Source organism: Enterobacter cloacae complex sp. ECL411 (assembly GCF_021869665.1).
Lineage (GTDB): Bacteria > Pseudomonadota > Gammaproteobacteria > Enterobacterales > Enterobacteriaceae > Enterobacter > Enterobacter intestinihominis.
Genome location: NZ_CP091486.1, coordinates 3,728,796 through 3,752,755, shown reverse-complemented (window position 1 = coordinate 3,752,755; position 23,960 = coordinate 3,728,796). Strand labels below are relative to the sequence as shown.

Here is a 23,960-nt window from a genome sequence, read left to right as displayed (position 1 = left end):
CCGACAGGAGAGGGTGATTGTTATCCCAGGTCCGCCATTAACACCTTCGAGCGGCGCTGGTAGTTGTACATCTCTTTCTTACTTTCCGGCAGAGAATCAATATCCACCGGCGTGAAGCCGCGCTCCTGGAACCAGTGAATGCTGCGCGTGGTGAGCACGAACAGCTTGCTCAGACCCATCTGGCGCGCCTGTGCCGCCACGCGTTCAAGCAGCAGTTCCCCCCGCGAGGAGCTACGGTAATCCGGGTGCACGGCAACGCACGCCATTTCGCCAATCTGCTCTTCCGGGAACGGATAAAGCGCCGCACAGGCAATGGTCAGGTTATCTCGCTGGATGATGGTGAACTTGTCGATCTCCATCTCCAGCTGCTCGCGGGAGCGGCGAACCAGAATGCCCTGTTGTTCCAGCGGACGGATCAGCTCCAGAATGCCGCCGATGTCATTGATGGTGGCACGGCGGATCTGCTCGGCGCTCTCCATTACGATCTGCGTACCGATCCCGTCCCGGGAGAACAGTTCCTGCAACAGCGCGCCGTCTTCCTGATAGCTGATCAGGTGGCTGCGGCGTACCCCGCTGCGGCACGCTTTGACGGCGCCGCGCAGAAAACGCACGGTACCGGAATAGTAATCGCCTTGTGCTTCCAGCGCTTCGACGCGCGCCTGGGCTTCATTCGGAAAAAGTTCTGGCACAATCACGCCCTCATCGTTCACGACACCCTGTGAGGAGCAAAAGCCGATCATTTTTTCCGCTTTCAGCTTGATGGCCAGCTGGGTGGCAATCTCTTCTGAGGTCAGATTAAAACTTTCACCCGTTACGGAAACGGCAACGGGTCCCATCAGGACGATCGCGCCATTGTCTAACTGGCGGTGAATGGCTTCTTCATCAATGCGCCGGATGCGGCCGCTGTGGCAGTAATCCACGCCATCGTCCACGCCGAGCGGCTGAGCGATGATAAAGTTGCCGCTCACCACGTTGATGTGCGCGCCCTGCAGCGGCGTATTACTCAGGCTCATCGACAGGCGGGCGGTGATATCGAGCTGCAACAGACCCGCCGCCTGTTTGACCAGTTCGAGGGTTTTCGCATCCGTCACGCGGGTATGTTTGTGGTAGATCGGCTCATGGTGATGGGCGGCCAGGTTGGCTTCGATTTGCGGACGTGCGCCATACACCACCACCAGACGGATGCCGAGGCTGTGCAGCAGGCCGATATCATTGACGATACTGGAAAAGTTCTCATGCTCAATGGCTTCACCGCCAAGCATGATGACAAAGGTTTTCCCCCGATGGGTGTTGATATAGGGAACAGAATGGCGGAATCCCTGGACCAGTTCGGTTCTGCGTTCCTTAACCATGACACAACCCTTAATGAATGTTTATTCGTTATTTATGTATTTTTATTCGATTGTGGCCGCGTGTGCAAGCCAAAATTTTCTGCGACCCACAGAAAATAATAAGTAATCCGTGCGTTAACGTATGATTGTTTACCCTTTTATAGATGACAGTTTATGCGTCATTCGTTAAAGTTTTCGGTCAATTTGGGCGTTTTGTTCATCAATCAGATTTCTTGCTCGGGAGAAGCATGTCGGGATCCAATTCAGCAATAAGCCGCCGCCGCCTGTTAAAAGGGGCCGGGGCGATGTGGTTGCTTAGCGTCAGCCAGGTGGGTCTTGCCGCCACAAGCCAGGTAGTCGCGGTGCGCGTCTGGCCGTCGTCGACCTATACGCGCGTGACGGTCGAGTCCAACCGCGTGCTGAAATACAAACAATTTGCCCTCAGCAATCCTGAACGTGTGGTGGTTGATCTCGAAGGTGTGAATCTCAACTCCGTGCTTAAAGGCATGGCGGCGCAGATCCGTGGCGACGATCCTTTTATCAAATCGGCGCGTGTCGGGCAGTTCGATCCGCAAACCGTGCGCATGGTGTTTGAGCTGAAGCAGAACGTGAAACCGCAGCTCTTTGCCCTTGCGCCTGTTGCCGCCTTTAAGGAGCGCCTGGTAATGGATCTCTATCCGGCGAATGCAACGGATATTCAGGATCCGCTCCTGGCGTTACTTGAAGATTACAACAAAGGCGATCTCCAGCGGCAGGTCCCACCTGCGCAAAGTGGTCCTAAGCCGGGCAGGGCGGGGCGCGATCGTCCGATTGTGATCATGCTCGATCCTGGCCACGGCGGAGAAGATTCCGGCGCCGTTGGGAAATATCACACCCGCGAAAAAGATGTGGTGCTGCAAATTGCCCGTCGTCTGAAGGCGTTAATCGACAAAGAGGGCAATATGCGCGCCTACATGACGCGCAACGAAGATGTCTTTATCCCGCTGAAGGTCCGCGTGGCGAAAGCGCAGAAGCAGCGCGCGGATCTGTTTGTCTCTATTCATGCGGACGCCTTCACCAGCCGCCAGCCGAGCGGATCGTCGGTGTTTGCCCTGTCAACGAAAGGGGCGACCAGTACCGCCGCGAGATACCTGGCGGACACGCAGAACGCCTCGGATTTAATCGGTGGCGTGAGTAAAAGCGGGGATCGTTACGTCGACCATACGCTGTTTGATATGGTGCAGTCGCTGACCATTACCGACAGTCTGAAGTTTGGTAAAGCGGTGCTGGGCAAACTGGGCCGGGTCAACAAGCTGCACAAAAACAGCGTCGAGCAGGCCGGATTTGCGGTACTGAAAGCGCCAGATATTCCGTCCATTCTGGTCGAAACCGCGTTTATCAGTAACGTGCAAGAGGAACGCAAGCTCAAGACGGCTAAATTCCAGCAGGAAGTGGCGGAGTCGATTCTGGCGGGTATTCGGGCCTATTTCTCAGACGGGGAAACGCTGGCGCGGCGGGGATAGGGTATTACGCCGGGTATCTCGCCCGGCACTTTCACAAACGGCAGATACAAAAAAAACACCCTTAAGGGTGTTTATTGTTTTAAGAAGTGTTGGTTGCGGGGGCCGGATTTGAACCGACGACCTTCGGGTTATGAGCCCGACGAGCTACCAGGCTGCTCCACCCCGCGTCCGTCTTTCTACACTTGTAGAAACTTACTTCTTCAAATTTGATTGGTTGCGGGGGCCGGATTTGAACCGACGACCTTCGGGTTATGAGCCCGACGAGCTACCAGGCTGCTCCACCCCGCGTCCGTCTTTCTACAGTCGTAGAAGATACTTCATCAAATTTTAATTGGTTGCGGGGGCCGGATTTGAACCGACGACCTTCGGGTTATGAGCCCGACGAGCTACCAGGCTGCTCCACCCCGCGTCCGTGGAAGCGCACTATACTCGGATAGGTTTGTGATGCAACCCCTTTTTCGCATAATTCATTATTTTGTATGCAAAATGAACGGGAATAGCCACTTTGGACTATTTTTTGTCCAGAATTTGCCAAAGGGAAGGCGATCGCATTTCATTACCACGGTGGGTTTGTTATCTTCATCACGCGGAATTGGGCAACTAAAAGACGAGATATAATGAAAGGACGTTGGGTGAAGTATCTGATGACAGGCGCAATGGTAGCGATTCTTGCGGCCTGCTCTTCCAAACCGACCGATCGCGGTCAACAGTATAAAGACGGGAAGTTATCCCAGCCTTTCTCTTTAGTTAACCAGCCAGATGCCGTGGGTGCTCCAATCAATGCCGGGGATTTCTCCGAGCAGGTGTACCAGATCCGCAAAGCGTCGCCGCGCCTGTATGGCTCACAGAACAACGTTTATAGTGCAGTGCAGGACTGGCTGCGCGCTGGCGGTGATACGCGCAATATGCGCCAGTTTGGTATTGACGCGTGGCAGATGGAAGGGGCGGATAACTACGGTAACGTTCAGTTTACCGGCTACTACACCCCGGTTGTCCAGGCACGACACACGCGTCAGGGCGAATTCCAGTATCCGATTTACCGCATGCCGCCAAAACGCGGTCGTCTCCCGTCCCGCGCTGAAATCTATGCCGGTGCGCTTAGCGAAAATTACGTGCTGGCCTACAGCAACTCGCTGATGGATAACTTCATCATGGACGTGCAGGGCAGCGGCTATATTGATTTTGGCGACGGCTCGCCGCTGAACTTCTTTAGCTATGCCGGGAAAAACGGCCATGCCTATCGCAGCATCGGTAAGGTGCTCATCGACCGTGGTGAAGTGAAACGAGAAGATATGTCGATGCAGGCGATCCGCGAGTGGGGCGAAAAACACAGCGAAGCGGAAGTGCGTGAGCTGCTTGAGCAGAATCCATCGTTTGTCTTCTTCAAACCGCAGAACTTTGCGCCGGTGAAAGGGGCGAGCGCCGTCCCGCTGATTGGCCGCGCTTCTGTGGCATCGGATCGTTCGATTATCCCGGCGGGTACTACGCTGCTGGCGGAAGTCCCTCTCCTCGACAACAACGGCAAATTCAACGGCAAGTATGAATTACGCCTGATGGTGGCGCTGGACGTGGGCGGGGCGATTAAAGGTCAGCACTTCGATATTTACCAGGGCATCGGCCCGGATGCCGGCCACCGTGCAGGCTGGTATAACCACTACGGGCGCGTGTGGGTGCTGAAGACAGCGCCGGGTACCGGGAACGTATTTAGCGGCTGAGTGTGGTATTCTGAGCGCAAGACGGATTACGGTTCAGGGTGAGGAATACCTCACCCTTTTTATATCTGAGGTTTTATGTCTGTGGTAATCAGCGATGCCTGGCGCCAGCGTTTCGGCGGCACGGCACGGTTATACGGTGAAAAAGCCCTGCAACTGTTCGCGGATGCGCATGTCTGCGTGGTGGGCATTGGTGGCGTGGGTTCGTGGGCGGCAGAAGCGCTGGCGAGAACCGGCATTGGCGCAATTACGTTGATTGATATGGATGACGTCTGCGTCACTAACACTAACCGTCAGATCCACGCCCTGCGTGATAACGTCGGTCTGGCGAAGTCCGAGGTGATGGCGGAGCGTATTCGTCTCATCAACCCGGAGTGCCGCGTAACGGTGATTGACGACTTTGTGACGGCAGATAACGTCGCGGAGTACATGAGCAAAGGCTACAGCTATGTGATTGACGCCATCGACAGCGTGCGGCCAAAAGCGGCGCTGATCGCTTACTGTCGTCGTTACAAGGTGCCGCTGGTGACAACGGGCGGCGCGGGTGGACAAATTGATCCGACGCAGATCCAGGTGGCAGATCTGGCGAAAACCATTCAGGATCCACTGGCCGCTAAGCTGCGCGAGCGCTTAAAAAGCGACTTCAACGTGGTGAAGAACAGTAAAGGCAAGCTGGGCGTGGACTGTGTGTTCTCGACAGAAGCGCTGGTTTATCCGCAGGCGGATGGTTCGGTCTGTGCAATGAAAAGCACGGCGGAAGGGCCAAAGCGGATGGATTGTGCCTCAGGGTTTGGAGCGGCCACCATGGTGACCGCCTCCTTCGGCTTTGTGGCGGTCTCTCACGCCCTGAAGAAGATGATGGCGAAGGCGGAACGTCAGGCCTGAGCCTGACGGGCGGCATCCAGCACCGCGTCGTTTAGCGCAATCAGTCCCTGACCGCGCGAGGCGCTAAGCTGCGTGCGAAGTCCCAGCTCATCAAACAGCGCCAGCGGAGAATGCACCAGCAGCTCTGCGGCGCTTTTCCCTTCGATTGCGGTCAACAGCACCGCCAGCAGACCGCGAACAATGCGTCCCTCGCTGTCGCCGAAGAAATGCAGTTTCTCACCGGATATGCTAAACCCAAGCCAGACGCGGTTCTCGCAGCCAGCTATCTCCTTCGCCTGCGATTTCAGTTCGTCTGACAGCGTGGGCAACTGTTTGCCCAGCAGGATCAACTGACGATATTTATCTTCCCACTGCGTGAGCGGGACGAAGGTCTGTTTTAACGTCTCTTCAGTGATAACGGTGCCGAACGGATGCCCGGCTAAGGCTGAACTTGTCATTAATCCACCAGTAATTCCAGGGCGCGGTCGACGGCGGAAACCAGCGCGTCGACGTCACTTTTTGTGTTGTACGGTGCAAACGAGGCGCGCAGGGTACCGCTCACCCCCATGGCCGCCAGCAGCGGCTGGGCGCAGTGCTGTCCTGCGCGCAGGGCAATGCCGTATCCGGCAAGCAGCGTCACCATGTCGCTATGGTGTACGCCCGCAAAATCAAAGGCGAGTAGGCTGGAGTCCTGGACGCGGAACGAGCGAAACCCGGGGCGTTTCTTAAGCTCTTCTTCTGCCAGCGTCGCCAGGCCCCGGCTCCAGCTTTCAGCCTGAGCCACGTCCGTATCTGCGAGAAATTCGAGCGCTGCGCTCAGACCGATAACCCCTGCCACGTTCGGCGTACCGGCTTCCAGGCGGTAAGGCACATCCTGCGTTTTGAAACCGTCGAAGGTGACTTCGGTAATCATCTTGCCGCCGCCGAGCCACGGCGTCATCCGGGCCAGCAGTTCAGGTTTGCCGTACAGCGCGCCGATACCGGTTGGCCCGTACAATTTATGCCCTGAGAAGGCATAGAAGTCGATATCCAGCGCCTGAACGTTAGCCGGAAAATGCACCACACCCTGCGCACCGTCGACCATTACTACCACGCCGCTGGCATGGGCAATCTCAATGGCGCGCGCCAGATCCGGACAGCCGCCGGTGACGTTGGACATCTGCCCCAGCGCCAGAATACGGCTGCGCGGCGTAATCAGCTCAGGCAGACGCGCCACGTCAGGCAGGAAGTCTGTACCCAACGGGAGTTTTACAACCCGTGCCCCGGTTTGTTCGGCCACCATCAGCCAGGGCACCAGGTTGGCGTGGTGTTCCGCCTCGCTGACGATGATCTCATCCCCGGGCTGCAACAGCGGACGCGCGTAACATTGCGCCACCATGTTAATGGCCTCGGTAGTGCCCCGCGTCCAGACGATGTTCTTACCGCTGTCAGCATTGATCAGGCGCGCGACCTGATCCCGTGCGGCTTCGTATTGCGCCGTTAAGCGCTGCGCGTCGGCATACTGGCTGCGGTGCACGTTCCCGGCGCTCAGGCTGTAAAACTGGCGGGTTGCCTCAATCACCGCTTGCGGCTTAAGGGCCGTGGCGGCGCTATCAAGATAAATGCCGGCATCGGCCAGCGCAGGAAACTGTGCGCGAAACTGCGCAGGACTGAAAGCGTTCATGGAATTCCTCATATCGATTCTACGATCGTCGCGCAAATTCATCGGCAGGGCAAGGAAGTTGATATCTATCAGATTTGTCTGCTTATCCTGGCGAGTCTGAAAAAGCAGGTTATGCTAAATAGTGTTAGGCGGATGTTTTAGCCTGTTATAAATCGAGGTTTGAATAGCATTAATTGCTAAAGGAGAATAATCATGAAAAAGACAGCTGCAATCATTTCTGCCTGTGCGTTGACCTTTGCCCTGAGCGCATGTTCTGGTAATAACTACGTAATGCATACCAACGATGGTCGATCTATCGTCTCTGAAGGGAAACCGACAACCGATAATGATACCGGGATGATTTCATACAAAGATGCTAACGGGAACAAACAGCAGATCAATCGCAGTGACGTGAAAGAGATGAAGGAAATCGAGCATTAACAGTTAGATAAGCGAAAAAAAAGCACCGCAAGTTGGCGGTGCTACATTAATCACTATGGACAGACAGGGTAAATGTACAGGAAGTGAAAAATTGGTAGCGTTGCTACCGTGGTCTGAATCGCAGACCAATTGCAAACACAACAACACAACATCACAACCGTAAGCCAAAAGCCCTTCAGAACACGCATTCCAAAAAAAGCTTTTCGTTCCGGCTCAGGAAGTGCCGCCACTATAGGTATTTGCTGGTAGTTCCTCAACGGACAAATTATAATGGCTCAGATAAAAAAAACTAATAGGTTAAACGTTGTTTCCTATATGTTAAATCTCGTTAACATCTAAGCCAGATAACCATGTCCAAGCGATTGCCACCCCTAAATGCATTACGTGTTTTTGATGCAGCAGCACGCCACCTCAGCTTCACCCGCGCAGCCGATGAGCTTTTTGTGACACAGGCCGCAGTAAGTCATCAAATCAAGTCTCTGGAGGATTTTCTGGGGCTTAAGCTGTTCCGTCGCCGCAACCGTTCGTTGCTGTTGACCGAAGAAGGGCAGAGCTATTTTCAGGATATTAAAGAGATTTTCTCCCAGCTGACGGAAGCCACCCGTAAGCTTCAGGCACGGAGCGCAAAAGGCGCCCTGACTGTGAGTTTATTGCCCAGTTTTGCCATTCAGTGGCTGGTGCCGCGACTCTCAAGCTTTAACTCAACTTATCCGGGAATCGATGTCCGAATCCAGGCGGTGGACCGTCAGGAAGACAAGCTTGCAGACGATGTGGATGTGGCGATTTTTTACGGTCGCGGTAACTGGCCGGGCTTGCGTGTTGAAAAATTATACGCAGAATATCTGCTGCCGGTCTGTTCACCGCTGCTGCTGACGGGGGAGAAAGCGCTCAAAACGCCCGCCGATCTGGCGCAACACACGCTTTTGCACGATGCGTCGCGTCGCGACTGGCAAACTTATACCCGCCAGTTAGGTCTTAATCATATAAACGTGCAGCAGGGGCCCATTTTTAGCCACAGCGCGATGGTGTTACAGGCTGCCATTCACGGGCAGGGCGTGGCATTAGCGAATAACGTCATGGCGCAGTCCGAAATTGAGGCAGGCCGTCTGGTTTGCCCATTTAACGATGTACTGGTCAGCAAGAATGCATTTTATCTGGTTTGTCATGACAGTCAGGCAGAACTGGGTAAAATAGCCGCTTTCCGGCAGTGGATACTGGCGAAAGCGGCAAGCGAGCAAGAAAAATTCCGCTTCAGGTATGAACAATAACGTTTGTGTGCCGGGCACGCATTAATTCAGGACTTAAACATGACCAGCCGATTCATGCTGATTTTCGCCGCGGTGAGTGGCTTTATTTTTGTAGCTCTGGGCGCGTTTGGCGCGCATGTCTTAAGCAAGTCTTTGGGCGTTGTGGAGATGGGCTGGATCCAGACCGGCCTTGAATATCAGGCGTTCCACACGCTGGCAATTTTTGGGCTGGCGGTGGCGATGCAGCGCCGTATCAGCATCTGGTTTTACTGGAGCAGCGTCTTTCTGGCGCTGGGTACCGTACTGTTCAGCGGCAGTCTCTACTGTCTGGCGCTGTCGCATTTACGCCTGTGGGCGTTTGTTACACCTGTCGGCGGCGTCAGCTTCCTGGCGGGTTGGGTTTTAATGTTTATCGGAGCTATCCGTCTGAAACGCAAGGGCGTTGTTCATGAATAAGGTTGTTTTATATTGTCGCCCGGGGTTTGAGAAAGAGTGCGCCGCGGAAATCACCGATAAAGCGGCGAAGCGTGAAGTCTTCGGATTCGCTCGCGTCAAAGAGAACGCGGGCTATGTGGTATTTGAATGCTATCAGCCTGATGATGCCGACAAGCTGGCGCGCGAACTGCCGTTCAGCTCGCTGATTTTCGCCCGTCAGATGTTTGTCGCGGGCGAATTACTGAAAGATCTTCCGCCGGAAGATCGCATCACGCCGATTGTTGGCCTGTTGCAGGGCGTGGTGGAGAAGGGCGGCGATTTGCGCGTGGAAGTGGCTGACACCAATGAAAGCAAAGAGCTGATGAAGTTCTGCCGTAAGTTTACCGTGCCGCTCCGCGCGGCACTGCGTGATGCGGGAGTGCTGACAAACTACGAAACGCCAAAGCGTCCAGTCGTGCATATCTTCTTTATTGCGCCAGGATGTTGCTACACCGGCTACTCGTATACCACCAATAACTCGCCGTTCTTTATGGGGATCCCGCGTCTGCGCTTCCCGTCAGACGCGCCGAGCCGTTCAACCCTGAAGCTGGAAGAGGCGTTCCACGTCTTTATCCCGGCGGACGAGTGGGACGAACGTCTGGCAAACGGCATGTATGCCGTCGATCTTGGCGCGTGCCCGGGCGGCTGGACCTATCAGCTGGTGAAACGCAACATGTGGGTTTCGTCTGTGGATAACGGCCCGATGGCGCAAAGCCTGATGGACACCGGGCAGGTCACCTGGCTGCGTGAAGATGGTTTCCGCTACCGTCCTACCCGTAACAACATCTCCTGGATGGTGTGCGACATGGTAGAAAAACCGGCGAAAGTCGCAGCGCTGATGGCCTCCTGGCTGGTGAACGGCTGGTGTCGTGAGACGATTTTCAACCTCAAGCTGCCGATGAAAAAGCGTTACGAAGAGGTGTCGCAGAACCTGGCTTATATTCAGCAGCAACTGGACGAACACGGGATTAACGCGGAAATCCAGGCGCGTCAGCTGTATCACGACCGTGAAGAAGTGACGGTGCATATCCGTCGCTGGTGGGCGGCCGTGGGTGGGCGTCGCGACGAGCGATAACGTTTGTAACGCCCGGTGGCGCTGCGCTTACCGGGCCTACAAAATCGTGTAGTTGTTTTAACGTTCTAACCTTAACTGCTGTAAATTCCCGTCCAGCTGTAAATCCGTCTGTAGCGTTGCGATTTCCCGGCAGATAAACGCCATCTCTTTATTCGCCTCCAGCTTCTTGCGCCATTTTTCCGGCACTTCCTCAAGCCTTGCGTAAATCCCTTCCAGATTCTGAAACTCCGTCAGCAGCTGTGCGGCACTTTTGGGTCCAATACCGGCGACACCCGGCACTCTGGAGCTGCTGATCCCCGCCAGCCCCCAGTAATCCGGCAATTGCTCAGGCGATACGCCAAACTCGCTGGCAATAAATGGTGCGTCCAGCCAGCGTTTTTGAAAGTAGTCGCGGATGCGGACCGTTGGAGAGAGCAGCTGGCAGTAGCCTTTGTCGGTTGAAACGATAGTCGCCTGATGCCCGGCGCTTGCCACTTTAACCGCCAGCGTTGCGGCTAAATCGTCAGCCTCATTACCGTGTGCGCCCCAGCACGGAACGCCGCGCTGTTCAAAGGCCGCGCGTATAACGGGCATTTCGGCGTGCAGATCGTCCGGCATCGGCGCACGCCCGGCTTTGTAGTCCGGCAGGCGCTGGTGCCGCCAGCCGGTATTGCGTGCTTCATCGTCGAATACGGCAACAGCGTGGGTGGGTTCGCTATGGCGAATGAGCTGCTCCAGCGCGTGTAAACAGGTGTCCTTGCAGGGGGTGCCCTGTACCGCGTGAATACGGCGAATCAGGTTAAGCGCATCGACGATAAGCAAATGAATGGCCACAGATAATCTCCCTTCTGTCTAATGGGGGAAGGGTAACACTGAGCGCAGCATGAAACTATGAATGGTGGGGAAAACAGGAAGAAGCCTCGCAAAACGAGGCTTCCTGAGAGGCTTAATCGCAGGTAACGATCTTCATCGCCAGGCCACCGCGGGAGGTTTCGCGGTATTTGGCGTTCATATCTTTACCGGTTTCGTACATGGTTTCGATAACCTTGTCGAGACACACGCGCGGTTCGCTGGTGCGGCGCAGCGCCATACGGGCCGCGTTCACCGCTTTCACAGAGGCGATGGCGTTACGCTCGATGCATGGCACCTGGACCTGTCCGCCGACCGGATCGCAGGTCAGCCCCAGGTTATGTTCCATGCCGATTTCCGCCGCAATACAAACCTGCGCAGGACTTGCGCCCAGCAATTCGGCCAGACCCGCCGCCGCCATAGAGCAGGCTACGCCCACTTCACCCTGACAGCCCACTTCCGCGCCGGAAATCGAGGCGTTCATCTTGTACAGTGAGCCAATCGCACTGGCGACCAGCATATACCGCGCGAGTGAGTTTGCATTCACTTCACGGATAAACTTGTCGTAATACGCCAGGACCGCCGGAACAATGCCGCACGCCCCGTTGGTTGGCGCGGTGACGACGCGGCCACCCGCGGCGTTCTCTTCGTTCACCGCCAGCGCGAACATGTTGATCCAGTCGACAACGGCCATCGGGTCGGTGGTGGTTTTGTCGGTGCTGACCAGCATGCGACGCAGCGCAGCCGCACGACGTGGAACACGCAGTTTCCCCGGCAGCACGCCTTCGGTGGTGATCCCGCGCTCAATGCCGCTGCGCATCACTTCCCAGACGTTTGCGAAGTGCTGTTCCAGCTCCTCTTTGCTGTGCAGGGCCAGCTCGTTTTTCATCATCAGGCCGGAGAGAGAAAGGCCTGTCTCCTGGCAGTGACGCTGTAAATCGGCCGCGTTTTTGTACGGGTACGGCACCTCAACGGCGGAGCCGTTGGTTTGACCAAAATGGTCTTCGTCGACGATAAACCCGCCGCCGATGGAGTAATACGTCTGGCTGTAAACCGCTTTATCGCCGACCAGCGCGGTAATGCGCATGCCGTTTTCGTGCAGCGACAGGTTATCCGCATGGAAATTCATGCAGTGGTCAACCGGAAATTCAACTTCGTGCTCGCCGTTGGCCAGCAGCAAACGACCATGGGTGTTCACGTCCTGGATAAAGCCAGGAATGGAGTCAATATCAACGGTATCCGGCAGGTTACCCGCCAGCCCCATGATAATGGCAATATCGGTATGGTGGCCTTTACCGGTCAGGGAAAGGGAACCGTATACATCGACAACCACGCGGGTGATGTCGTGCAAAATGCCGCGTGCAATCAAGTCATCCGTGAATTGTTTACCGGCTTTCATTGGTCCGACGGTGTGAGAGCTGGAAGGACCAATACCGATTTTGAAGATATCGAATACGCTAATCATGATGCGTCCATTGCTTCAGTCAGAGGGGAGGAGTGCGCCATCCGCAGACGGCGCAGGAGGTATTAGCTGAACAGCGAGTAGAAAATAGCGGAGATGGCAATCAGACCCATCACAACAACGAACACGTTGCTGATATGGCCGCTGTATTTACGCATCGCTGGCACTTTCTGAATCGCGTACATCGGCATCAGGAACAGAATCATCGCGATAATCGGGCCGCCCAGGGTTTCAATCATGCCCAGAATGCTTGGGTTCAGGGTGGCTACCGCCCAGGTGGTCACCAGCATGAACAGCGCGGTGATTTTGTTCAGACGGTTGATTTCAATGCTCTTGCCTTTACCGCGCAGAGATTTAATCACCATACCGTTGAAGCCTTCACGTGCACCCAGGTAGTGGCCCAGGAAGGATTTGGTGATGGCGATAATCGCGATGATCGGTGCCATCCACGCAATCAGCGGTGCGTTAAAGTGGTTTGCCAGGTAGGACAGAATAGAGATGTTCTGCTCTTTCGCCGCCGCCAGATCCGCCGGGGAAAGGCTCAGCACGCAGCTGAACACGAAGAACATAACTGTCAGTACCATCATGATGTGTGCGCGAGCCAGGATGCTGGAGCACTTCTTCTCTGCACCATTGCCGTACTCTTCACGCTTCGCCACCGCGAAGGAGGAGATGATTGGCGAGTGGTTGAAGGAGAACACCATTACCGGGATCGCCAGCCACAGGGTCAGTAGCAGGCCGTTACCGGTTGCGGATGCGCTGCTCAGAGACAGAGTTTCCAGCGCAGCGCCGTTCCACTGTGGGATCAGGTACAGCGCCAGCACCATCAGGGCTGCAACAAACGGGAATACCAGCACGCTCATCGCTTTGACAATCATCTGCTCGCCAAAGCGCACGATGGTCATCATACCGACGATCAGGATCAGGGACAGGATCGCACGCGGCGGCGGGGTCATCTGCAGCTGGTGCATCATGAAGCTTTCAACGGTGTTGGTGATAGCAACGCTATACACCAGCAGAATCGGGTAAATCGCGAAGAAGTAGAGCAGGGTAATCAGCTTACCTGCGCCGACGCCGAAGTGTTCTTCAACGACTTCAGTAATGTCTTCGCCCGGGTTTTTACCGGACAGCACGAAGCGGGTCAGGCCGCGGTGTGCAAAGAAGGTCATCGGAAAGGCGATGATGGCCATGATGATCAGCGGGATCAGACCGCCGACACCTGCGTTGATAGGAAGGAACAGTACACCAGCGCCGATTGCCGTGCCGTACAGGCCAAGCATCCACATGGTATCCGTTTTGCGCCAACCGCTTCGGGATTCAATCGAAGCAACGATGCTGGTTTGAGTGGTTTCCATCTGTATCTCCTGGAGGAAGCAAATTGTCAGGTTTTTAGTCAAATCCGATGAAAAAGTGCCTGACGGTAATATGAAATTCGTTCAGTGACGGTTTTTTAATAATTTTTGCCCGTAACTATTGGCGGGCGGAAAGATACATTCTCGTTATGAATCTATCAGTGATCGCGATCCCAAATGCAATAATCCACTTATGATGTGGGCATATTTAGACCATTTATCTGTTAAAAAAACATCAAAGAGGATTTACGGGCGCGAAGGCTACCATTAACGACATGTTTTCGAAAAGGCTGACCCGCGAGATAGGTGTCTTTCGCTGTAAAGAAATAGGATTTTAGGATTTTCTGGCAGGTAATTTCGATTAAGGCTGATTATTTACGGTTTCAAAAACGAGGTAATCGTTTGCGCGGGCGCCAGATTTGTTAATAACATTGAAGATCGCTATGAATTACATCACTAATAAAAAAGCCGGATGACAATCCGGCTTGAGAGGAGGGAAAGGACGCTTTATTTGATGATTTCGTAACAGGGAATATAGGCAGAACCCGGAAGTTTCATGCGATGCTGAGCCACAAAGCCCTGCAGCATGTCATCCATGCGGCGCATCATCTCCGGGTCACCGTGGATTTTATACGGCCCGAACTCCTCAATCGCGCGGATCCCCACCTCCTTCACGTTCCCCGCCACGATGCCAGAGAAGGCGCGACGCAGGTCAGCTGCCAGTACTTCCACCGGCTGATCCGGATAGAGTTTGAGGTTCGCCATGTTCTCATGCGACGGCTCGAAGGGGATCTGGAGATCCGGTGCGATACGGATGGACCAGTTAAAGCTGTAGGCATCCCCGGTATCACGACGGTTCTCTTTCACCAGCGGCATCGCTTTTTTCATCTGACGGGCCACTTCTGCGGCATCGTCAATAATAATGCGGTAGTGACGGCGCGCGTCTTCCCCCAGCGTATGCACGATAAACTCGTCCAGCACGCGGAAGTAGTCGGCGCTCTCTTTCGGGCCGGTCAGAATCAGCGGCAGAACCTGATTTTTGTTGGCCGGGTTCATCAGGATCCCGAGCAGATAAAGCAGTTCTTCCGCCGTACCTACGCCGCCCGGGAAGATGATAATGCCGTGCGCGATACGGACAAACGCCTCAAGACGTTTTTCGATATCCGGCATAATAATCAGTTCGTTAACCAGCGGGTTAGGCGGCTCAGCGGCGATGATCGACGGCTCGGTCATGCCGATAAAACGGCCTTCTTTATAGCGTTGCTGCGCGTGTCCTACTGCCGCGCCTTTCATCGGCGCTTCCATCGCGCCAGGACCGCAGCCGGTACAGATGTTCAGCTCGCGCAGGCCGAGCTGATTACCCACGCGGCGGGCGTACAGGTATTCGGTTTCGTTAATGGAGTGACCACCCCAGCAGACGACCATGTTCGGCGCTTCGCCAACGTGCAGGGCGCGGGCGTTACGCAGAATGGAGAAAACCAGGTTGGTGATATGAACGGAGCTTTCCAGATCGAGATGCTGGAAACGACCGGCGTTGCTGATCTGTCCGTTAACAAACAGGATGTCGCGCAGCACGGCAAAAAGGTTGGCCTGAAGTGAGCGAATAATACGCCCATCGACAAACGCCTCTTCCGGCGGGTTGATCACTTCCAGCTTCACCCCGCGCTCGCGGCGCAGCACATTGATATCAAAACTTTCGAAGCGGGACAGCAGCTCTTTACTGTTGTCGGTCAGGCTTCCGGAGTTCAGTACAGCAAGTGAACAGTTACGAAACAGTTGATACAGGTCGCTACTGGCGGTGCGTTTAAGCATGTCCACTTCCAGTTGCGACAACATATCCATAGAGCCAAGCGGGCTAATATGTGTAATCAAGTGAGCTCCTTATGGGACGATTATCGTCTTTCCCTGTTGATTACAATAGCCCTGGCTTATGACGTTTCACAACACTTCGGGCGGAATACCGCCCGCATATTGTGAAAATATTTATCTTACTGGCGCACCAGCCGTCCGGTGGCAGGCACAAAATCGGTATTGGTGCGCCATGGGTTAATGTCCAGGCCGCCGCGACGGGTATAGCGGGCATAAACGCTCAGCTTTTCGGGCTGGCAGAAACGCTGTATGTCATTGAAGATGCGTTCCACGCACTGCTCGTGGAATTCGTTGTGATGACGGAATGACACCAGGTAACGAAGCAACTTTTCCCGGTCAATCTGCGGGCCGCGATACTGGATCTGTACCGAGCCCCAGTCCGGCTGATGGGTGATAAGGCAGTTGGATTTCAGCAGATGGCTGACCAGCGTTTCGTCGACCACTTTTCCGCCCGCCGCGTTTTCCAGATAGTCGGTGCTAAATTCGTAGCTCTCCACATCAATGTCCTGATCGTCGATGCAGGTGCCGTGGAAATGGGCGATGGGCTGACCTTCAAGCTCATGCAGACGGTATAACGAGACGGTTACGTTCCCCTGCGCGCACGCGCTTAAATCACGTTCAAGCGTCTGTTGTACCTCGTCCCAGCTGTTAAATTTGGTCTGGTTAAAGCTGTTGAGATAGAGCTTAAAGCTCTTGGATTCGACCAGGTTTACGCTGGCGTAATCCAGCTCGACATGGCCCACGGCCACCTGCGGCAGACCGCGCGCATTCAGCCAGGAGAGTTCGTACAGCGTCCAGATGTCGCCGCCGACGAACGGCAGCGCGTCGGCATGAAGGCCAAGCGGATCGCGGTTCAGACTGCGCGGCACACCCTGAAGCAGGCTTGCGTCGTAGGTGTCGCGGTAATCGGTCGATTTACCCAGCGTTAAGCCCGTTAACGCCTGATGATTTTCGTAAGACATGTTTCATAGCCACTTTACAGGTACACTTAGGGGCTGAGTTTATCCTGTCTTACAAGAAGAGAGAAATCGGTGGATATCGAAACTGCAAATGCCCTGACGTCCTTCACGACCCGCTATTGCGATGCCTGGCATGAAAAGCGGGGGACGTGGCCGCAAAGTACTGACTTATATGGCGTGCCGTCACCGTGCATTATCGCTTCGCAGGATGATTACGTTATCTGGCAACCGAAACCGTTCACGGGCGAGCAGAATGTAAATGCGGTTGAACGCGCAATGGACATTGTGATACAACCTGCGCTTCATGCAATTTATACCACGCAGTTTGCCGGGGATATGACTGCATGTTTTGCAGGACAGCCGCTGACGCTGCTGCAAACCTGGAGCGAAGACGATCTTCAACGCGTTCAGGAAAACCTCATTGGTCACCTGGTCACGCAAAAACGCCTTAAGCTCTCCCCGACTCTCTTTATTGCGACGCTCGACAGTGAACTGGACGTCATTTCAGTCTGCAACCTGTCTGGCGAGGTCATTAAAGAGACGCTCGGCACCCGCAATCGCGACGTTCTCGCGCCTTCTCTTGCGGATTTTCTTACCCGACTTGAGCCGCTTCTGTAATCCATGATGCTACTGGACGTGTGAGAGATCTCTTACACGCACTGTGAGACATCGCCGAAACAATTAGCATTGTCTTAGAGATTTCAGATTAATATTAGTTTCCCTTTCAACAGGTTAGCGATTTCCTGAAACGATTATCCCCGTTTCGCCAGGCTTACCTTGCTCACAGGGTGGGTTGTAAGACGAGGCAGAATAGCGGATTCTATCTGTGTCGACAGGATGCCGACGCGAGAAACGAACATCAGGATGATGGCGTTTCTCACCAGGAACACGTCAGGACGACGCCGCAGGAAGGCTTCAGGATGAAGCAAAGTGGATCACGCAGGATGCGTAAGGGACACCTCCAGGAAGGAGAACGTGAGCCGGTCAGGATGGTCGGTGGGTCAGGATGGCCAGGACGTTTCAGGACGAAACCTACACGTCAGGATGATGTGAGCAGGAAGCAAAAGGTAAAGGGATGACCAGGCCTTCGGGCATCAGGAAAAGTTGTCACGGATGAGCAGGGAGCACGTATTGTAGCTGGAATGCTGCGAAACGAACCGGGAGCACTGTTTTTACAGTGCTCCCTTTTTTTATTTCTGTCTTCCGCAATGCTATGCTTCGCGCCATTCCGTTTTTCAGTTGAGGTTACTATGACGCATCACGATAGCGTTCGTGCGCAGTTGCACGCCATCGAAGCCCTTATGCGCCAGCATCAGCTGTGGCAGGAAAGTGCGCCGCAGCCAGACGCGTTCGCCAGCACCCAGCCGTTTTGTCTGGATACGCTGTCTCCATTCGAATGGCTCCAGTGGGTATTAATTCCGCGCATGCACGCGCTGCTGGAAGGGGGACACGCGTTGCCCCAGGCGTTTGCCGTCTCTCCCTATTACGAAATGGCGCTGGAGGCGACCCACCCGGCGCGCGACGTTATGTTGGTTGAGCTGGAAAAGCTGGATACGCTTTTCGCCGGTGACGATGCATGACGCTTGAGATCCTGTATCAGGATGAGTGGCTGGTGGCGGTGAATAAACCGTCCGGCTGGCTGGTACACCGAAGCTGGCTCGATCGCGATGAGAAAGTGGTTGTTATGCAAACCGTGCGCGACCAAATCGGTCAGCACGTCTTTACTGCCCACCGTCTGGATCGGCCAACCTCTGGCGTTCTGCTGATGGGGCTTTCCAGTGAGGCCGGGCGCCTGCTGTCGCAGCAGTTTGAACAGCACCAGATCCAGAAGCGCTACCACGCCATTGTGCGCGGCTGGCTGACGGATTCCGCCACGCTGGATTATCCGCTGGTGGAGGAACTGGATAAAATCGCCGATAAATTTGCCCGCGAAGATAAAGGTCCGCAGCCTGCGGTGACCGACTATCGCGGTATGGCGACCACAGAACTGCCGGTGGCGACCAGCAAATTTCCCACTACGCGATACAGTCTGGTTGAGCTTTTGCCCAAAACCGGGCGCAAGCACCAGCTTCGCCGCCACCTTGCACATCTGCGCCACCCAATTATCGGCGACAGCAAGCACGGCGATCTGCGGCAGAACCGCAGCGCGGCAGAGCACTTTGGCTGTAACCGACTGATGCTGCACGCCAGCGAGCTAAGCCTGACGCACCCGTTTACCGGCGAACCGCTGACTATTCGCGCGGGGCTGGACGAGGTCTGGATGCAGGCGCTGTCACAGTTTGGCTGGCTGGGACAACTCCCCGAAAATGAAAGGGTTGAGTTTGCCGCAGGCAACGTTCAGGATGAACAGCAAGCGCAATAATGACGGGAGCAAAGCATGGCTGAAGTAGGTATTTTTGTCGGCACGATGTACGGCAACTCGCTGCTGGTTGCGGAGGAAGCAGAAGCAATCCTCGTCAATCAGGGCCATAAAGCAACGGTCTATGAAGACCCGGAGCTGGCGGACTGGGAAAAGTATAAAGATAAATACATTCTGGTGGTGACCTCCACCACCGGGCAGGGCGATCTCCCGGACAGCATCGTCCCGCTTTTCCAGGGCATTAAAGACCAGCTTGGCTATCAGCCAGATGTTCACTATGGCATCATCGCCCTCGGCGATAGCTCTTACGCCAATTTCTGCGGCGGCGGTAAGCAGTTCGACGCGCTGTTGCAGGAACAGCACGCTCAGCGGGTCGGCGAGATGTTACTGATTGATGCTGGCGAGCACCCCGAACCGGAAAGCGAGTCAAATCCCTGGGTTGAACATTGGGCCACGCTCCTGAACTAACCCTGTACTATACGAGCTGTAGGCCGGGTAGGGCGTAGCCGCCACCCGGCAACGAAGCTGCACCATATCCTCAATTCCGTGAAGTATCTTCCACCACTTTGGGCTTATGCCCCAAACCACGTTCCCCACGCCCGTCAATGTTGTGTTCCTGCACGGTGAGAGAACCGGTCACTCCTTCATATACTTTTCCCGTCACTATAAAACGGCTTCGGGCCGTACCAAAACCAAACACAAATCTCTCATTCTGATTACCCTACAGGTGCTGTACAGAATGAACCAGGCGAAAGCTATGTTTCAGGAGTGCAATAATGAGTACATTAAGCCACGCGGCGAGCAGCGCTGAGAAGCGCACCAACGCCCGATACTGGATAGTGGTGATGCTGTTTATCGTCACCTCTTTCAACTACGGCGACCGTGCCACGTTATCCATTGCCGGCTCTGAGATGGCAAAGGACATCGGACTTGATCCGGTGGGTATGGGTTATGTTTTCTCCGCATTTTCATGGGCCTACGTAATCGGCCAAATCCCTGGCGGCTGGCTGCTGGACCGCTTTGGCTCAAAACGGGTCTATTTCTGGTCCATTTTCATCTGGTCGATGTTTACCCTGTTACAGGGCTTCGTGGATATCTTCAGCGGCTTCGGCATTATCATTGCGCTCTTTACCCTCCGCTTCCTGGTGGGTTTAGCGGAAGCGCCATCTTTCCCGGGCAACAGCCGCATTGTGGCCGCCTGGTTCCCGGCGCAGGAGAGGGGAACGGCGGTAGCAATCTTTAACTCGGCGCAATACTTTGCGACGGTTATTTTCGCGCCAATTATGGGCTGGCTGACGCACGAAGTGGGCTGGTCGCACGTCTTCTTCTTCATGGGCGGGCTGGGGATCGTCATCAGCTTTATCTGGCTGAAAGTGATCCACGAACCAAACCAGCACCCGGGCGTGAACAAGAAAGAGCTGGACTACATTGCTGAAGGCGGGGCGCTGATCAACATGGATCAGAAAACCCAGAAAGCAAAAGTCCCGTTCAGCCAGAAATGGGGGCAGATCAAACAGCTCGTCGGCTCACGGATGATGATCGGTATCTATCTCGGCCAGTACTGCATTAACGCCTTAACCTACTTCTTCATCACCTGGTTCCCGGTTTACCTGGTGCAGGCGCGCGGGATGTCGATTCTGAAGGCGGGTTTTGTCGCCTCTGTGCCAGCCATCTGCGGCTTCGTGGGCGGGGTGCTCGGCGGGGTCATCTCCGACTGGCTGATGCGTCGCACCGGTTCGCTGAATATTGCGCGTAAAACGCCAATCGTGCTCGGCATGCTGCTCTCCATGACCATGGTGTTCTGTAACTACGTCAGCGCGGAGTGGATGATTATCGGCTTTATGGCGATGGCCTTCTTCGGTAAAGGCATCGGCGCGCTGGGCTGGGCGGTGATGGCAGATACCGCGCCGAAAGAGATCAGCGGCCTGAGCGGCGGTCTGTTCAACATGTTTGGCAACATTTCCGGCATTGTCACCCCAATCGCTATCGGTTACATCGTCGGCACCACCGGCTCCTTCAATGGTGCGCTGATTTATGTAGGCGTCCATGCGCTGGTGGCGGTACTCAGTTACCTGGTGCTGGTGGGGGACATCAAACGAATCGAACTGAAACCTGTTGGGGAGCGCGGATGATGACAACGCAATCAAGCCCGATCGTGACGGAGATGAAAGTCATCCCGGTGGCGGGTCAGGACAGCATGCTGCTCAACATTGGCGGCGCGCATAACGCCTGGTTCACCCGCAACATCGTGGTGCTGACCGACAGCGCAGGGAATACCGGCGTCGGGGAAGCGCCTGGCGGAGAGGTGATTTACCAGACGCTGGTCGACGCCATCCCGCAGGTGGTTGGGCAGGAGGTCGCCCGCCTGAACAAGGTGGTTCAGCAGGTGCATAAGGGCAACCAGTCGGCTGATTTTGATACCTTCGGCAAAGGCGCCTGGACGTTTGAACTGCGCGTTAACGCGGTGGCGGCGCTGGAGGCGGCTCTCCTTGATTTACTGGGCAAGGCGCTGAACGTGCCGGTCTGCGAACTGCTGGGGCCAGGCAAACAGCGTGATGCAGTAACGGTGCTGGGCTATCTGTTCTACGTTGGCGACCGGACGAAAACCGATCTGCCGTATCTGGAGCGCTCGCCGGGCAGCCACGCGTGGTATCACCTGCGTCATCAGGAAGCGCTCTCTGGCGAGGCGGTGGTACGCCTGGCAGAGGCGGCGCAGGATCGCTACGGCTTTAAAGACTTCAAGCTGAAAGGCGGCGTTCTGCCGGGCGAACAGGAGATTGACAGCGTGCGCGCGTTGAAAAAACGCTTCCCGGAGGCACGCATCACCGTCGATCCGAACGGCGCCTGGCGGCTGGATGAAGCTATCGCGCTGTGCAAAGGACTGGGCGACGTGCTGACCTACGCGGAAGATCCGTGCGGCGCCGAGCAGGGCTTTTCTGGCCGCGAGGTGATGGCCGAATTCCGCCGCGCTACCGGGCTGCCGGTTGCGACCAACATGATCGCCACTAACTGGCGCGAAATGGGCCACGCGGTGATGCTGAATGCGGTGGACATACCGCTGGCTGATCCGCACTTCTGGACCCTTTCCGGCGCGGTGCGCGTGGCGCAGCTGTGCGATGACTGGGGGCTCACCTGGGGCTGCCACTCCAATAACCATTTCGACATTTCGCTGGCGATGTTTACCCACGTTGGCGCGGCGGCGCCGGGTAACCCGACCGCCATCGATACGCACTGGATCTGGCAGGAAGGCGAAGCGCGCCTGACCAAAAATCCACTTGAAATCAAAAACGGCACCATTGCCGTACCGGATACGCCGGGGCTGGGCGTGGAGCTTGACTGGGATCAGATCCACAAGGCGCATGAAGCGTATAAAAAACTGCCGGGCGGCGCGCGCAACGACGCAGGCCCGATGCAGTACCTTATCCCCGGCTGGACATTTGACCGTAAGCGCCCTGTATTTGGACGTCACTGATAAAAGGATCGAACGATGAGCACATTTTCTACCCCTGTAGTCACCTCCATGCAGATCATTCCTGTCGCGGGACATGACAGCATGCTGATGAACCTGAGCGGCGCCCATGCGCCGTTCTTCACCCGTAATATTGTGGTGATCAAGGACAACTCAGGGCATACCGGTGTCGGTGAAATCCCGGGCGGGGAGAAGATCCGTAAAACGCTGGAGGACGCCATTCCGCTGGTGGTAGGTAAAACGCTGGGCGAGTACAAAAATGTGCTGACCAGCGTGCGTACGACCTTTGCCGATCGTGATGCGGGTGGCCGTGGTCTGCAAACGTTTGATCTGCGTACCACTATCCACGTGGTCACGGGCATTGAAGCCGCGATGCTGGATCTGTTAGGCCAGCATCTGGGCGTCAATGTCGCCTCCCTGCTGGGGGACGGCCAACAGCGCAGCGAAGTGGAAATGCTCGGCTACCTGTTCTTTATCGGCAACCGCAAACTCACCCCGCTGCCGTACCAGAGCCAGCCGGACGAAAAATGCGACTGGTATCGTGTGCGTCACGATGAAGCGATGACCCCGGATGCGGTGGTGCGCCTGGCTGAAGCCGCGTATGAAAAATATGGCTTTAATGACTTCAAGCTGAAAGGCGGCGTACTGGCGGGTGAAGAAGAAGCTGAGGCGATTGCCGCGCTGGCGAAGCGCTTCCCGCAGGCGCGCGTCACGCTGGATCCGAACGGTGCCTGGTCCCTTGATGAGGCGATCAAAATTGGTAAGCAGCTCAAAGGCGTGCTGGCCTACGCGGAAGATCCGTGCGGCGCAGAGCAGGGGTTCTCTGGACGTGAAGTGATGGCGGAGTTCCGTCGCGCCACCGGGCTGCCAACCGCCACCAACATGATCGCGACCGACTGGCGCCAGATGGGGCACACGCTCTCGCTGCAATCGGTGGATATTCCGCTGGCAGACCCGCACTTCTGGACGATGCAGGGCTCGGTTCGCGTGGCGCAGATGTGCCATGAGTTCGGCCTGACCTGGGGCTCGCACTCCAACAACCACTTCGACATCTCGCTGGCGATGTTCACCCACGTAGCGGCTGCTGCGCCGGGCAACATTACCGCTATCGACACCCACTGGATCTGGCAGGAGGGCAATCAGCGCCTGACCAAACAGCCGTTTGAGATCAAGGGGGGGATGGTGCAGGTTCCAGCTACGCCGGGGCTGGGCGTTGAACTGGATATGGATCAGGTCATGAAAGCGCACGAGCTTTACCAGAAACACGGGCTGGGCGCACGTGATGATGCGCTGGCGATGCAGTACCTGATCCCAGAGTGGTCATTCGACAATAAACGTCCGTGCATGGTACGATAAGCCAACTGGGACCGCTCC

At 55.6% G+C, this 23,960-nt stretch carries 22 protein-coding genes and 3 tRNA genes; 14 read left to right on the top strand and 11 right to left on the bottom strand.

All coding sequences use genetic code 11. The features are described from left to right. Nucleotides 1–20 precede the first annotated feature (20 nt). Entirely contained in the window at nucleotides 21–1,352 is a 1,332-nt protein-coding gene (gene argA, locus L3069_RS17970) for an amino-acid N-acetyltransferase (protein WP_022649227.1), read from the bottom strand. A 227-nt stretch (nucleotides 1,353–1,579) separates the two neighbouring features. Here argA and amiC point away from each other — a divergent pair, with 227 nt between their 5' ends. Then, nucleotides 1,580–2,833 (top strand): N-acetylmuramoyl-L-alanine amidase AmiC, encoded by a 1,254-nt coding sequence (gene amiC / locus L3069_RS17965; protein WP_022649226.1) that lies wholly within the window; start codon nucleotides 1,580–1,582, stop codon nucleotides 2,831–2,833. Between the two features lie 90 nt (nucleotides 2,834–2,923). On the opposite strand, the gene L3069_RS17960 is transcribed toward amiC, so the two are convergent. From L3069_RS17960 to L3069_RS17950, 3 genes are all read right to left on the bottom strand, one after another. Further along, nucleotides 2,924–3,000, bottom strand: a tRNA-Met gene (locus L3069_RS17960). Between the two features lie 44 nt (nucleotides 3,001–3,044). Further along, nucleotides 3,045–3,121 (bottom strand) — tRNA-Met (locus tag L3069_RS17955). A 44-nt stretch (nucleotides 3,122–3,165) separates the two neighbouring features. Further along, a tRNA-Met gene (locus tag L3069_RS17950) sits at nucleotides 3,166–3,242 on the bottom strand. A 208-nt stretch (nucleotides 3,243–3,450) separates the two neighbouring features. Between L3069_RS17950 and mltA the strand changes: the two genes are divergently transcribed. Beyond that, a complete protein-coding gene (gene mltA, locus L3069_RS17945; RefSeq protein WP_022649225.1) occupies nucleotides 3,451–4,548 on the top strand; it encodes a murein transglycosylase A in 1,098 nt (365 codons plus the stop codon). 75 nt (nucleotides 4,549–4,623) lie between these two features. Continuing rightward, nucleotides 4,624–5,430, top strand: a complete 807-nt coding sequence (gene tcdA, locus L3069_RS17940; protein ID WP_006811804.1) for a tRNA cyclic N6-threonylcarbamoyladenosine(37) synthase TcdA — start codon at nucleotides 4,624–4,626, stop codon at nucleotides 5,428–5,430. Here the strand turns inward: tcdA and csdE are convergent. Further along, nucleotides 5,421–5,867 (bottom strand): cysteine desulfurase sulfur acceptor subunit CsdE, encoded by a 447-nt coding sequence (gene csdE / locus L3069_RS17935; RefSeq protein ID WP_023298505.1) that lies wholly within the window; start codon nucleotides 5,865–5,867, stop codon nucleotides 5,421–5,423. The two genes, tcdA and csdE, sit on opposite strands and share 10 nt — an antisense overlap. Further along, nucleotides 5,867–7,072 (bottom strand): cysteine desulfurase CsdA, encoded by a 1,206-nt coding sequence (gene csdA, locus L3069_RS17930; RefSeq protein ID WP_038416615.1) that lies wholly within the window; start codon nucleotides 7,070–7,072, stop codon nucleotides 5,867–5,869. The genes csdE and csdA overlap by 1 nt, the downstream gene beginning before the upstream one ends. Nucleotides 7,073–7,264: 192 nt before the next feature. On the opposite strand from csdA, the gene L3069_RS17925 reads away from it, so the two are divergent. From L3069_RS17925 to rlmM, 4 genes are all read left to right on the top strand, one after another. Further along, the gene (locus tag L3069_RS17925) at nucleotides 7,265–7,492 is read left to right on the top strand and encodes a YgdI/YgdR family lipoprotein (RefSeq protein WP_015571738.1); all 228 of its coding nucleotides are present in this window, start codon (nucleotides 7,265–7,267) and stop codon (nucleotides 7,490–7,492) included. 350 nt (nucleotides 7,493–7,842) lie between these two features. Beyond that, nucleotides 7,843–8,760 carry a glycine cleavage system transcriptional regulator GcvA gene (gene gcvA, locus L3069_RS17920; protein ID WP_022649222.1) on the top strand — a complete coding sequence of 306 codons (918 nt, stop codon included), beginning with the start codon at nucleotides 7,843–7,845 and terminating at the stop codon, nucleotides 8,758–8,760. A 39-nt stretch (nucleotides 8,761–8,799) separates the two neighbouring features. Further along, nucleotides 8,800–9,195 carry a DUF423 domain-containing protein gene (locus L3069_RS17915; protein ID WP_003862756.1) on the top strand — a complete coding sequence of 132 codons (396 nt, stop codon included), beginning with the start codon at nucleotides 8,800–8,802 and terminating at the stop codon, nucleotides 9,193–9,195. Further along, a complete protein-coding gene (gene rlmM / locus L3069_RS17910) occupies nucleotides 9,188–10,288 on the top strand; it encodes a 23S rRNA (cytidine(2498)-2'-O)-methyltransferase RlmM (protein ID WP_022649221.1) in 1,101 nt (366 codons plus the stop codon). Before L3069_RS17915 ends, rlmM begins: the two co-directional genes overlap by 8 nt. Nucleotides 10,289–10,345: 57 nt before the next feature. On the opposite strand, the gene xni is transcribed toward rlmM, so the two are convergent. From xni to queF, 5 genes are all read right to left on the bottom strand, one after another. Then, complete coding sequence (gene xni, locus L3069_RS17905; protein ID WP_023298503.1) at nucleotides 10,346–11,101, bottom strand: flap endonuclease Xni; 756 nt, start codon at nucleotides 11,099–11,101, stop codon at nucleotides 10,346–10,348. 112 nt (nucleotides 11,102–11,213) lie between these two features. Further along, nucleotides 11,214–12,581 (bottom strand): L-serine ammonia-lyase, encoded by a 1,368-nt coding sequence (locus L3069_RS17900; RefSeq protein WP_022649219.1) that lies wholly within the window; start codon nucleotides 12,579–12,581, stop codon nucleotides 11,214–11,216. Nucleotides 12,582–12,643: 62 nt separating this feature from the next. Continuing rightward, a complete protein-coding gene (locus L3069_RS17895) occupies nucleotides 12,644–13,933 on the bottom strand; it encodes an HAAAP family serine/threonine permease (RefSeq protein WP_038416614.1) in 1,290 nt (429 codons plus the stop codon). A 504-nt stretch (nucleotides 13,934–14,437) separates the two neighbouring features. Continuing rightward, nucleotides 14,438–15,802, bottom strand: a complete 1,365-nt coding sequence (ppnN, locus tag L3069_RS17890) for a nucleotide 5'-monophosphate nucleosidase PpnN (RefSeq protein ID WP_023298502.1) — start codon at nucleotides 15,800–15,802, stop codon at nucleotides 14,438–14,440. Between the two features lie 116 nt (nucleotides 15,803–15,918). After that, on the bottom strand, nucleotides 15,919–16,761 hold the full coding sequence (gene queF / locus L3069_RS17885) for an NADPH-dependent 7-cyano-7-deazaguanine reductase QueF (RefSeq protein WP_023298501.1): 843 nt from the start codon (nucleotides 16,759–16,761) through the stop codon (nucleotides 15,919–15,921). Between the two features lie 69 nt (nucleotides 16,762–16,830). Between queF and syd the strand changes: the two genes are divergently transcribed. From syd to gudD, 7 genes are all read left to right on the top strand, one after another. Further along, complete coding sequence (gene syd / locus L3069_RS17880; RefSeq protein WP_022649215.1) at nucleotides 16,831–17,376, top strand: SecY-interacting protein; 546 nt, start codon at nucleotides 16,831–16,833, stop codon at nucleotides 17,374–17,376. Nucleotides 17,377–18,008: 632 nt separating this feature from the next. Continuing rightward, a complete protein-coding gene (locus L3069_RS17875) occupies nucleotides 18,009–18,338 on the top strand; it encodes a YqcC family protein (RefSeq protein WP_022649214.1) in 330 nt (109 codons plus the stop codon). Beyond that, nucleotides 18,335–19,120 (top strand): tRNA pseudouridine(65) synthase TruC, encoded by a 786-nt coding sequence (truC, locus tag L3069_RS17870; RefSeq protein WP_023298500.1) that lies wholly within the window; start codon nucleotides 18,335–18,337, stop codon nucleotides 19,118–19,120. The genes L3069_RS17875 and truC overlap by 4 nt, the downstream gene beginning before the upstream one ends. Nucleotides 19,121–19,135: 15 nt before the next feature. Further along, complete coding sequence (locus tag L3069_RS17865; RefSeq protein WP_022649212.1) at nucleotides 19,136–19,585, top strand: flavodoxin; 450 nt, start codon at nucleotides 19,136–19,138, stop codon at nucleotides 19,583–19,585. A gap of 308 nt (nucleotides 19,586–19,893) precedes the next feature. Further along, the gene (gudP, locus tag L3069_RS17860) at nucleotides 19,894–21,249 is read left to right on the top strand and encodes a galactarate/glucarate/glycerate transporter GudP (protein WP_003862734.1); all 1,356 of its coding nucleotides are present in this window, start codon (nucleotides 19,894–19,896) and stop codon (nucleotides 21,247–21,249) included. After that, nucleotides 21,249–22,589, top strand: coding sequence for an enolase C-terminal domain-like protein (locus L3069_RS17855; protein WP_038417072.1), 1,341 nt, complete (start codon nucleotides 21,249–21,251; stop codon nucleotides 22,587–22,589). Before gudP ends, L3069_RS17855 begins: the two co-directional genes overlap by 1 nt. A gap of 15 nt (nucleotides 22,590–22,604) precedes the next feature. Next, nucleotides 22,605–23,942, top strand: a complete 1,338-nt coding sequence (gudD, locus tag L3069_RS17850; protein WP_023298497.1) for a glucarate dehydratase — start codon at nucleotides 22,605–22,607, stop codon at nucleotides 23,940–23,942. Nucleotides 23,943–23,960: the final 18 nt, after the last annotated feature.

Coding starts and splice junctions, on each gene's coding strand:
- argA (WP_022649227.1), bottom strand. CDS start 1,352: ATGGTTAAGGAACGCAGAACCGAACTGGTCCAGGGATTCCGCCATTCT.
- amiC (WP_022649226.1), top strand. CDS start 1,580: ATGTCGGGATCCAATTCAGCAATAAGCCGCCGCCGCCTGTTAAAAGGG.
- mltA (WP_022649225.1), top strand. CDS start 3,451: ATGAAAGGACGTTGGGTGAAGTATCTGATGACAGGCGCAATGGTAGCG.
- tcdA (WP_006811804.1), top strand. CDS start 4,624: ATGTCTGTGGTAATCAGCGATGCCTGGCGCCAGCGTTTCGGCGGCACG.
- csdE (WP_023298505.1), bottom strand. CDS start 5,867: ATGACAAGTTCAGCCTTAGCCGGGCATCCGTTCGGCACCGTTATCACT.
- csdA (WP_038416615.1), bottom strand. CDS start 7,072: ATGAACGCTTTCAGTCCTGCGCAGTTTCGCGCACAGTTTCCTGCGCTG.
- L3069_RS17925 (WP_015571738.1), top strand. CDS start 7,265: ATGAAAAAGACAGCTGCAATCATTTCTGCCTGTGCGTTGACCTTTGCC.
- gcvA (WP_022649222.1), top strand. CDS start 7,843: ATGTCCAAGCGATTGCCACCCCTAAATGCATTACGTGTTTTTGATGCA.
- L3069_RS17915 (WP_003862756.1), top strand. CDS start 8,800: ATGACCAGCCGATTCATGCTGATTTTCGCCGCGGTGAGTGGCTTTATT.
- rlmM (WP_022649221.1), top strand. CDS start 9,188: ATGAATAAGGTTGTTTTATATTGTCGCCCGGGGTTTGAGAAAGAGTGC.
- L3069_RS17900 (WP_022649219.1), bottom strand. CDS start 12,581: ATGATTAGCGTATTCGATATCTTCAAAATCGGTATTGGTCCTTCCAGC.
- L3069_RS17895 (WP_038416614.1), bottom strand. CDS start 13,933: ATGGAAACCACTCAAACCAGCATCGTTGCTTCGATTGAATCCCGAAGC.
- queF (WP_023298501.1), bottom strand. CDS start 16,761: ATGTCTTACGAAAATCATCAGGCGTTAACGGGCTTAACGCTGGGTAAA.
- L3069_RS17875 (WP_022649214.1), top strand. CDS start 18,009: ATGACGCATCACGATAGCGTTCGTGCGCAGTTGCACGCCATCGAAGCC.
- truC (WP_023298500.1), top strand. CDS start 18,335: ATGACGCTTGAGATCCTGTATCAGGATGAGTGGCTGGTGGCGGTGAAT.
- L3069_RS17865 (WP_022649212.1), top strand. CDS start 19,136: ATGGCTGAAGTAGGTATTTTTGTCGGCACGATGTACGGCAACTCGCTG.
- gudP (WP_003862734.1), top strand. CDS start 19,894: ATGAGTACATTAAGCCACGCGGCGAGCAGCGCTGAGAAGCGCACCAAC.
- L3069_RS17855 (WP_038417072.1), top strand. CDS start 21,249: ATGACAACGCAATCAAGCCCGATCGTGACGGAGATGAAAGTCATCCCG.
- gudD (WP_023298497.1), top strand. CDS start 22,605: ATGAGCACATTTTCTACCCCTGTAGTCACCTCCATGCAGATCATTCCT.